The organism is Phreatobacter sp. AB_2022a, from assembly GCF_026847585.1.
In the GTDB taxonomy this organism is placed as follows: Bacteria; Pseudomonadota; Alphaproteobacteria; order Rhizobiales; family Phreatobacteraceae; genus Phreatobacter.
Genome location: NZ_JAPSET010000003.1, coordinates 265,995 through 274,867, shown reverse-complemented (window position 1 = coordinate 274,867; position 8,873 = coordinate 265,995). Strand labels below are relative to the sequence as shown.

The window sequence follows — 8,873 nt, the reverse complement described above, 5'->3', positions numbered from 1 at the left end:
AGCGCCGTTGACCATGCAGCCGATCGTGCCGTCGAGCGCGATATAGGCGAGGTCGTATTTCGACGCCTCGATCTCCTTCTCGTCCTCCTCGGTGATGTCGCGCAGTTCCATCACGTCGGGATGGCGGTAGAGCGCGTTGGAGTCGAACGACACCTTCGCGTCGAGCACCTTCAGCTTGTCGTCCTTGGTGACGATCAGCGGGTTGATCTCGAGCATCGCCATGTCCTTGGCGACGAAGGCCTTGTAGAGGATGCCCGCGACCGTCTCGGCTTGTCTTGCGAGGTCGCCGGACAGGCCGAGCGCCTTGGCCACGGTGCGGCCGTGATGCGGCATGAAGCCGGTCGCCGGGTCGATCGAGAAGGTCTTGATCTTCTCCGGCGTCTTGTGGGCGACCTCCTCGATGTCCATGCCGCCCTCGGTCGAGACGACGAAGGCGGTGCGGCCGGTCTCGCGGTCGACCAGCATCGACAGGTAGAATTCCTTGGCGATGTCCGAGCCGTCCTCGATGTAGAGACGGTTGACCTGTTTGCCGGCCGGGCCGGTCTGGATGGTCACGAGCGTTGCGCCCAGCATCTGCTTGGCGAAGGCCTCGACCTCCTCGATCGACTTGGCGAGCCGCACGCCGCCCTTGTCGCCCGCCGACTTCTCCTTGAACTTGCCCTTGCCGCGGCCGCCGGCATGGATCTGGGACTTCACCACCCAGAGCGGGCCGCCGAGCTTCTTGGCGGCGGCCTTGGCCTCCGACGGCTTGAAGATCGCAATGCCGTTGGAGACCGGCGCCCCGAACTCCTTCAGGAGCGCTTTCGCCTGGTATTCATGGATGTTCATCGCATCTCTCGCTTGGCGGTCCTGCCGCGTGGGTTTTTGAGGAGCCGGCCGCGGCAGCCCGAGCCGGCCGCCGCGTCATACCGAGGTCTTCAGTAACCGGCTTGCGTGACGTCTTATTTCGCCAGGTCCGGGGCGATGGTCTTGCAGGCCTCGACGAGGCCCTTCACCGAGGCGACCGACTTGGCGAACATCTCCTGCTCGCCCTTGTCGAGGTCGAACTCGACGATCTTCTCGACGCCGCCGGCGCCGATCAGCACGGGCACGCCGACATACATGTCCTTCACGCCATACTGGCCGGTGAGATAGGCGGCCGACGGCAGGACGCGCTTCTTGTCCTTCAGGTAGCTCTCGGCCATGGCGATGGCGGAGGCGGCCGGCGCATAGAAGGCCGAGCCGTTGCCGAGCAGGGCGACGATCTCGCCGCCGCCCTTGCGGGTGCGCTCGACGATGGCATCGAGCTTGTCCTGGGTCAGCCAGCCCGACTTGACGAGCTGCGGCAGCGGCACGCCGCCGACCGTCGAATGGCGCACCATCGGCACCATGTCGTCGCCGTGGCCGCCGAGCGTCCAGGCGTGGATGTCCTTGATCGACACGCCGGTCGCCTCGGCGAGGAACAGCTCGAAGCGCGAGGAGTCGAGCACGCCGGCCATGCCGACCACCTTGTTGGCCGGCAGGCCGGAGAACTTCTGCAGCGCCCAGACCATGGCGTCGAGCGGATTGGTGATGCAGACCACGAAGGCGTTCGGGGCATATTTCTTGATGCCGGCGCCGACCTGTTCCATGACCTTCAGGTTGATGCCGAGCAGGTCGTCGCGGCTCATGCCCGGCTTGCGCGGCACGCCGGCGGTGACGATGCAGACGTCGGCGCCCTCGATGGCCTCATAGGTGCCGGTGCCGGAGAGCTGGGCGTCGAAACCCTCCACCGCGGAAGCCTGCGCGATGTCGAGCGACTTGCCCTTCGCGGTGCCTTCGGCGATGTCGAACATCACGATGTCGCCGAGTTCCTTGATGCCGGCGAGAAGTGCCAGGGTGCCGCCGATCTGGCCGGAGCCGATCAGTGCGATTTTCTTGCGCGCCATGGGGAGGTCTTTCGATGGACTGGTTACCGGGGCGGGAGGTCCCGCATGACCGCTTCGATATCCACAATCTCAGGCCGGATTCAAGCTGGGTATCCGGATGATTTGCAGGATATTGCAGCGGCGGCGAAAGGCAGGTGCGGCGAACCGCGGCCGGGATGTGAAAGACCAAAGATGGCAATGATTTGGTGCGGCGCAGCGCGACCGCGCCGCACGCCTTGCGCATCGCAGGCGCGGCCGTCAAAAGATCGTGACGGCCGGTTGGTCGGCAGGATGTCTGCGGAAATGGCGTCTGACAAATTTCAAAAAATGTAAATTGTCAGAGACGAGACCGCCCGTTCGACGGGGTCAGGCCAGGAACTCGACCTCGCCCTTGGCCAGCCGGTAATAGGCGCCGACGATGGCCACGCGACCGGTCCGCACCAGTTCCGCGACGACCGGACCCGCGGTCCGGAGACGGTCGACGGTCCGGCGCACATTTTCGCGTCCGGCATTGTCGATGAAATCGCCGGCATGGCCGTGCGCGGCGATCGCCGCCGGCAGGATCGGCTCGATCATCCGGCCGATGGCGCCGGGAAAGGTGGCGTTCCGGGCGACGACGTCGCAGGCGGCGGCGACCGCGCCGCAGCGCTCGTGGCCGAGCACGACGATCAGCGGCGATTTCAGCACGGCCGCTCCATATTCGAGCGTTCCCATGGCCGCGGTGTCGACCATGTTGCCGGCGTTGCGGACCACGAAGAGTTCGCCGAGCCCGAGGCCGCCAAAGACGAGCTCGGGCGGCACGCGGCTGTCCGAACAGCTGAGGACCGTCGCCCAGGGGGCCTGCGCGGTGCTGAGCTCCTGCCGCCGCGTCGCAAGGTCAGCCACGCAGGACTGGGGCGTGTCGACGAAGCGGCGATTGCCGGCCTTCAGCTGATCCAGCGCCCGGTCGGGGGTGATGCCCGTTGCCGGTCCCTCGGCCGCCCTGGCCGCGGCCGGCGACAGGTGATGAAGTGCCGCCAGCGCGCCCAGGGCGCCGAGACCGAGGACGTTGCGGCGGGTCTGCCTGAAGGTGGCGCAGGTTTCGCACATGATGGTATCCGGGTTGCCCATGCGGGGCGGCGCGTCGACCGTCGAGCGCTGGCAAATTGTGGCGGATGCAACCTTACCGATAGGTGAGCGCGCACCGCATCCGATCAGCCCGGAACACCGGACTTGCCGCCGCCGCGCGCCGGCCGGATCGCGCGGCGTTCGGCGCCTGCCGGCCATCCCGCCGAGCCTGTTCTTGGGGCGGGATGTCGGCCGCGGCTGACAGCCTGGCCTCACACGGCGCCGGCGACGAGCGCGCGCACCACGACGCGGGCCATCAGCGCCGCCCGGGCCTCGACCTGGGCGCGGGTCAGGTCACGCGTCTCCATCACCAGGGCCGGGTGGATGAAGCGCTGCATGGCGTCGGCGACGAAGGCGACCGCCTTTTCCTCGTCGCGGATGCGGAACGGCCCGGGCTCCAGTCCCTCGTCGACGATGGCGGCCAGAAAGGCGCGCAGGCGCGCCCGGTGGGCCATGATGCTGTCGCGCCGGCCCTCCCAGAAGCTGGCATAGGCGCCATAGATGGCCGAGTCCCGGTCGAGGCCGTCGCGCTGGGCCTTGGCCCAGGCGGTCAGGAACCGTTCCAGCTTGTCGTCGGCAGGGTCTGGCGCATTGGCGATGTCGCCGAGCGTCAGTTCCACCGAACGCGCCCAGGCCACGACGACGGCCTCGACGAGGCCGGCTTTCGAGGGAAAGAACCGGTAGACGTTGGCATGGCTCATGCCGGCCTCGCGCGCGACCGCCACCACCGTCACCTTGTCCGGTCCGAACCTGCGGATGTGCTCGGCGGCAATGGCGATGAGCCGGGCCTCGACCCGGTCCTCGGCGGGCGGCGCGGCGGGGCGCCGGTAGCTGTCAGCGCGGCGTGCCACGGGCCGCCTTCAGGTCCTGGATGAGGTCGATCTGCATGGTCTGGATTTCGGCGAGCCGCTCCCATTGCCGGTTCAGGAGATGGTCGATCTTTTCGTGCAGGTTGCGGATTTCCAGCTCGGCCTTCAGGTTGACCCGATAGTCGTTTTCCGAGCGCTTGCGGTCCTTGGCCTCCTGCCGCTGCTGGCTCATCATGATGATCGGCGCCTGGACGGCTGCGACGCAGGACAGGACGAGGTTGAGGAGGATGAACGGGTAGGGATCGAAGGCGCCGGTGCCGATGGCGACATTGGTCGCCATCCAGATGCCGAGTACGGCGAAGAAGACGATGATGAAGGTCCACGAGCCGCCGAACGAGGCCACGTGATCGGCGACGCGCTCGCCGAAGGTGCGGCCGGCCTCGATGTCGGTCTCGACATTGACCGACAGGATGTCCTGGTTCTTCAGGCTCGCCACCACCTCGCTTTCGAGCCTGGTCAGTTCGTTCCGCTCGGCCCGCAGCAGATCCTCGACATAGCGGCCGCGATAGGCGGCGAGCGCGGTGCGGTCGACGAAATCGTCCGGCCTGATGCCGGGAAAGTCCTTCAGGATCCGCTCGGCCAGGCCCGGCCGGATCAGCGCGAAGCGAACGGCGTTGCCGCGCGCGATGCGGTGGCCGGTGATCGGGCAGACCTGGCCCGGGGGCGGTGCGTCCTGGTCGGTCGTGCGGCTCATGGATCCCCCGAATCGCGCGGGCGCCTGGCGACGGGTATAGCGCGCCGAGCATCCGTCGGCTGCAAGCCCCCCGGGACGGGCCCCGCGCAAGGACCGGCGGGCTCGGCGGGAAAAACGCCGCAGCCCGGGCATCGGATCCGTCAGGTCTCGACGAGACCGCCGGTATCGGCGGAGGGTTCGGCACGCCGGCCATGCGGCGCGGCGAGATAGTCGTCCGAGCGCATTTCGATGAGCCGCGAGGCGGTCCGGTTGAATTCGAACACCTCGAAGCCCTCGTCGGAGAGATAGAGGCCCGGCGGCTCGGCATCGGCGCTCGCCACCAGCTTGACGTGGTTGTCGTAGAGCGCGTCGATCAGGGTGATGAACCGTTTGGCTTCGTTGCGCCGGCCAAGGCCGCGCATGACCGGAATGCCGTCGATCAGCACCGTGTGATAGGCGTGGGCGATGGCGAGATAGTCGGAAGCGCCGAGCGGCTTCTCGCAGAGGTCGGAGAACGAGAAGCGGGCGACCCCGTGGGCCTGGCGCGGTACCGGAACGTGCCGGCCCTTGACGATCAGCTCGCCCGCCGTCGCGTCGGCGCCGCCGATCAGCTTGGTCCAGGCCTCGTCCATGGCCCGATCGGCCGCGGGCCCCGTCGGCACGGTCCAGACCGGCTGGCCGGCGAGCTTTTCCAGGCGGAAATCGGTGCGCGATTCCAGCTTGATCACCGCCATCTTCTGTTCGAGCAGGGCGATGAAGGGCAGGAACAGCGCCCGGTTCAGGCCGTCGCGGTAGAGCTCGGAGGGCACCACGTTGGAGGTTGCGACCACCACCACGCCCTCGGCGAAGAGGCGTGTGAACAGCCGGCCGAGGATCATCGCGTCGGCAATGTCGGTGACGGCGAATTCGTCGAAACAGAGGAGCCAGGCCTCTTCGGCCAGCTCGGCGGCGACCGGTCCGATCGGATCGTCGCCCTTGACCTCGCCCGTCTTCAGCTTCTGGCGATAGGCGTGGATGCGCTCGTGCACATCGGCCATGAATTCGTGGAAATGGGCGCGGCGCTTGCGGCGGACCGGGCTCGAGGCCATGAACAGGTCCATCAGCATGGTCTTGCCGCGGCCGACTTCGCCCCAGATGTAGAGGCCGGTCACCGGCTCGCGCTTTTCGCCGCGCGAGAACAGCCAGGCCAGCGCCGAGGACTTGCGGCGCGTCAGACGGTAGTCGGCAAGCTCTTCGTTGAGACGGTTGAGCCGCTTCGCCACCGCGGCCTGCGCTGCGTCGAACGAGATCTCACCGGCATCGACGAGCGCCTGGTAGCGGGACAGCGTATCGGCCATGGGCCCCAGCCAATAGCGGGCCGGGAAAAGCGCCGCAAGTCACGGCCGCGCGAAGCGCCAAATCATTGTGCTGCAGGGCAGGATTGCCTATTTAAGAAGTGTTCTACCTCTTTTGTCGGACACGGCCTCCGTTGCGTCGCGGCGCGCGGTTTCGTAAACAGGCGCCTGAATTCAGGTGGCCGTCCGATACGGCCAGCGATGAGGACCTTGAGCTGCCATGGCCGAACCGAAGCCGATCACCGTGCGCCCGCTGTCGCCGCACCTGCAGATCTACCGGCCGATGCTGACGATGATGATGTCGATCGTGCACCGCATCACCGGCGGCGCACTGTTCTTCGGCACGCTCATCCTGGTCTGGTGGCTGGTCGCCGCCGCCTCGGGTCCGGCGGCCTATGCCACCTTCCAGTGGTTCGCCGGCTCGTTCATCGGCCGCCTCGTGCTGTTCGGCTATACCTGGGCGCTGTTCCACCACATGCTGGGCGGCATCCGGCACTTCATCTGGGACACCGGTCGCGGCTTCGGCCCGCAGGAGCGCGAGTGGCTGGTGCGCGCCAACCTGATCGGTTCGGTGGTGCTGACGATCCTGACCTGGATCGTCGCCTATGCGGTGCGCGGCGGATTCTGAGGGAAAAAGCGATGTCCGACGAAATCATGTCGCAGCTCAAGCCGTCCATGCGCACTCCGCTCGGCCGCGTGCGCGGCCTCGGCTCGGCCCGGTCCGGCACCGAACATTTCTGGCTGCAGCGGGTCACCGCGGTCGCCAACATCCCACTCTCGCTGTTCGTCGTCGGCCTGATCATCGCGACGGCCGGCAGCAACTATTCGGCGGTGAAGGCGACGCTCGGCGCGCCGATCGTGGCGATCCCGCTGATCCTGTTCATCATTTCGGCCGCCTACCACATGCGCCTCGGCATGCAGATGATCATCGAGGACTATGTGCCGGCCGAGGGCCCGCGCATCGTCCTTCTGCTCGCCAACACCTTCTTCTCGGCGATCGTGGGGCTCGCTTCGATCTTTGCCGTGCTGAAACTGTCCTTCGGCGTCTGATCCGCCGCCGCATCTCTTCGTTATCAAGGGGCCGGGCGCCGCTCGCGCCGGCCCTTGTGCCGCCACCAGGAGCATCGTGCCATGGCCGAAGCCGCCGCAGCCGCCATCAATGGCCGCGCCTACGACATTACCGACCACACCTATGACGTCGTCATCGTGGGCGCCGGCGGCGCGGGCCTGCGTGCTGTCGTCGGCTGCGCCGAGGCCGGGCTGAAGACCGCCTGCATCTCCAAGGTGTTCCCGACCCGCTCGCACACGGTCGCGGCCCAGGGCGGCATTTCCGCCTCGCTCGGCAATATGGGCGAAGACGACTGGCGCTGGCACATGTACGACACCGTCAAGGGGTCGGACTGGCTCGGCGACCAGGACGCGATCGAATATCTGGTGCGCAACGCCCCGGCCGCGGTCTACGAGCTCGAGCACTGGGGCGTGCCGTTCTCGCGCACCGAGGCGGGCAAGATCTACCAGCGCCCGTTCGGCGGCATGACCACCCATTACGGCAAGGGCACGGCCCAGCGCACCTGCGCCGCCGCCGACCGCACCGGCCACGCCATCCTGCACACGCTCTACGGCCAGGCGCTGCGCCACAATGCCGAGTTCTTCATCGAATATTTCGCCATCGACCTGATGATGTCCGAGGACGGCCGCTGCCTCGGCGTCGTCGCGCTGAAGATGGACGACGGCACGCTGCACCGCTTCCGCGGCCGCCAGACGGTGCTCGCCACCGGCGGCTATGGCCGCGCCTATTTCTCGGCGACCTCGGCCCATACCTGCACCGGCGACGGCAATGCCATGGTGCTGCGTGCCGGCCTGCCGCTGCAGGACATGGAGTTCGTGCAGTTCCACCCGACCGGCATCTACGGCTCGGGCTGCCTGATCACCGAGGGGTCGCGCGGCGAGGGTGGCTATCTCACCAATTCCGAAGGCGAGCGCTTCATGGAGCGCTATGCCCCCTCGGCCAAGGACCTCGCCTCGCGCGACGTCGTCTCGCGCTCCATGACCATGGAGATCCGCGAGGGCCGGGGCGTCGGCAAGAACAAGGACCACATCTACCTGCACCTCGACCATCTCGACCCGAAGATCCTGCACGAACGCCTGCCGGGCATTTCGGAAAGCGCCAAGATCTTCGCCGGTGTCGACGTCACCAAGGAGCCGATCCCGGTCATCCCGACCGTCCACTACAATATGGGCGGCATCCCCACGAACTATCACGGCGAGGTCTATACCAAGAAGGGCGGCGATCCCGACGCCATCGTCCCCGGCCTGATGGCGATCGGCGAGGCGGCCTGTGTCTCCGTGCACGGCGCCAACCGGCTCGGCTCCAACTCGCTCATCGATCTCGTCGTGTTCGGCCGCGCCGCCGGCCTGCGCGCCGCCGAGACGGTGGTGGCGGGCGAGAAGCACCAGGACCTTCCGAAGGACGCCTCCGAGCTGGCGCTGTCGCGCCTCGACAAGCTGCGCCACGCCTCGGGCGGCACGCCGACGGCCCAGCTGCGCGCCCGCATGCAGGGCATCATGCAGTCGAACTGCGCGGTGTTCCGCACCGGCGAGGTGCTGGAAGAGGGCCAGAAGCTGATCCACGAGGTCTGGCAGGGGGCGTCCGACATCCGCACCACCGACCGGTCGCTGGTCTGGAATTCCGACCTGATCGAGACGCTCGAATTCGACAACCTGATCTCCCAGGCGGTCGTGACCATGGATTCGGCGGCCAACCGCAAGGAAAGCCGTGGCGCCCATGCGCGCGAGGACTATGCCGAGCGCAACGACAAGGAATGGATGAAGCACACCCTGGCCTTTGCCGACGACGCCGCCAAGACGGTGACGATCGACTATCGGCCGGTGCATACCTACACCATGACCAACGACATCCAGTACATCGAGCCCAAGGCCCGCGTGTACTGACATTCTCCGCATCCTGCGGCTTTGACGTTATCGGGCTGGCCGGATGGCCGGC

At 67.2% G+C, this 8,873-nt stretch carries 9 protein-coding genes; 3 read left to right on the top strand and 6 right to left on the bottom strand.

The window, feature by feature from the left end; genetic code table 11:
• The 6 genes from sucC to zapE all read right to left on the bottom strand — a co-directional run.
• The coding region (gene sucC / locus OZ671_RS04010) for an ADP-forming succinate--CoA ligase subunit beta (protein WP_268859522.1) at positions 1 to 828 on the bottom strand (828 nt) is incomplete at its 3' end.
• 113 nt (positions 829 to 941) lie between these two features.
• Positions 942 to 1,907: a malate dehydrogenase gene (gene mdh, locus OZ671_RS04005; RefSeq protein ID WP_038308681.1), complete on the bottom strand. Its 966-nt coding sequence runs from the start codon at positions 1,905 to 1,907 to the stop codon at positions 942 to 944.
• Positions 1,908 to 2,252: 345 nt separating this feature from the next.
• Positions 2,253 to 2,975 (bottom strand): carbonic anhydrase, encoded by a 723-nt coding sequence (locus OZ671_RS04000; protein WP_268859521.1) that lies wholly within the window; start codon positions 2,973 to 2,975, stop codon positions 2,253 to 2,255.
• 230 nt (positions 2,976 to 3,205) lie between these two features.
• Positions 3,206 to 3,844, bottom strand: coding sequence for a TetR/AcrR family transcriptional regulator (locus OZ671_RS03995; protein WP_268859520.1), 639 nt, complete (start codon positions 3,842 to 3,844; stop codon positions 3,206 to 3,208).
• Positions 3,828 to 4,556, bottom strand: a complete 729-nt coding sequence (locus OZ671_RS03990; RefSeq protein ID WP_268859519.1) for a DUF1003 domain-containing protein — start codon at positions 4,554 to 4,556, stop codon at positions 3,828 to 3,830. Before OZ671_RS03990 ends, OZ671_RS03995 begins: the two co-directional genes overlap by 17 nt.
• A gap of 140 nt (positions 4,557 to 4,696) precedes the next feature.
• Positions 4,697 to 5,872 carry a cell division protein ZapE gene (gene zapE / locus OZ671_RS03985; protein WP_268859518.1) on the bottom strand — a complete coding sequence of 392 codons (1,176 nt, stop codon included), beginning with the start codon at positions 5,870 to 5,872 and terminating at the stop codon, positions 4,697 to 4,699.
• A gap of 217 nt (positions 5,873 to 6,089) precedes the next feature.
• Here zapE and sdhC point away from each other — a divergent pair, with 217 nt between their 5' ends.
• The 3 genes from sdhC (at position 6,090) to sdhA (ending at position 8,821) form a co-directional block, all read left to right on the top strand.
• On the top strand, positions 6,090 to 6,497 hold the full coding sequence (sdhC, locus tag OZ671_RS03980; RefSeq protein ID WP_038308684.1) for a succinate dehydrogenase, cytochrome b556 subunit: 408 nt from the start codon (positions 6,090 to 6,092) through the stop codon (positions 6,495 to 6,497).
• A gap of 26 nt (positions 6,498 to 6,523) precedes the next feature.
• The gene (sdhD, locus tag OZ671_RS03975) at positions 6,524 to 6,919 is read left to right on the top strand and encodes a succinate dehydrogenase, hydrophobic membrane anchor protein (RefSeq protein WP_038308708.1); all 396 of its coding nucleotides are present in this window, start codon (positions 6,524 to 6,526) and stop codon (positions 6,917 to 6,919) included.
• A gap of 81 nt (positions 6,920 to 7,000) precedes the next feature.
• Complete coding sequence (gene sdhA / locus OZ671_RS03970; RefSeq protein WP_268859517.1) at positions 7,001 to 8,821, top strand: succinate dehydrogenase flavoprotein subunit; 1,821 nt, start codon at positions 7,001 to 7,003, stop codon at positions 8,819 to 8,821.
• The last annotated feature ends 52 nt before the right edge of the window (positions 8,822 to 8,873 follow it).

What these genes read in the sequence shown, in the direction of transcription:
- mdh (WP_038308681.1), bottom strand. Translation starts at nt 1,907, where the DNA reads ATGGCGCGCAAGAAAATCGCACTGATCGGCTCCGGCCAGATCGGCGGC.
- OZ671_RS04000 (WP_268859521.1), bottom strand. Translation starts at nt 2,975, where the DNA reads ATGTGCGAAACCTGCGCCACCTTCAGGCAGACCCGCCGCAACGTCCTC.
- OZ671_RS03990 (WP_268859519.1), bottom strand. Translation starts at nt 4,556, where the DNA reads ATGAGCCGCACGACCGACCAGGACGCACCGCCCCCGGGCCAGGTCTGC.
- zapE (WP_268859518.1), bottom strand. Translation starts at nt 5,872, where the DNA reads ATGGCCGATACGCTGTCCCGCTACCAGGCGCTCGTCGATGCCGGTGAG.
- sdhC (WP_038308684.1), top strand. Translation starts at nt 6,090, where the DNA reads ATGGCCGAACCGAAGCCGATCACCGTGCGCCCGCTGTCGCCGCACCTG.
- sdhD (WP_038308708.1), top strand. Translation starts at nt 6,524, where the DNA reads ATGTCGCAGCTCAAGCCGTCCATGCGCACTCCGCTCGGCCGCGTGCGC.
- sdhA (WP_268859517.1), top strand. Translation starts at nt 7,001, where the DNA reads ATGGCCGAAGCCGCCGCAGCCGCCATCAATGGCCGCGCCTACGACATT.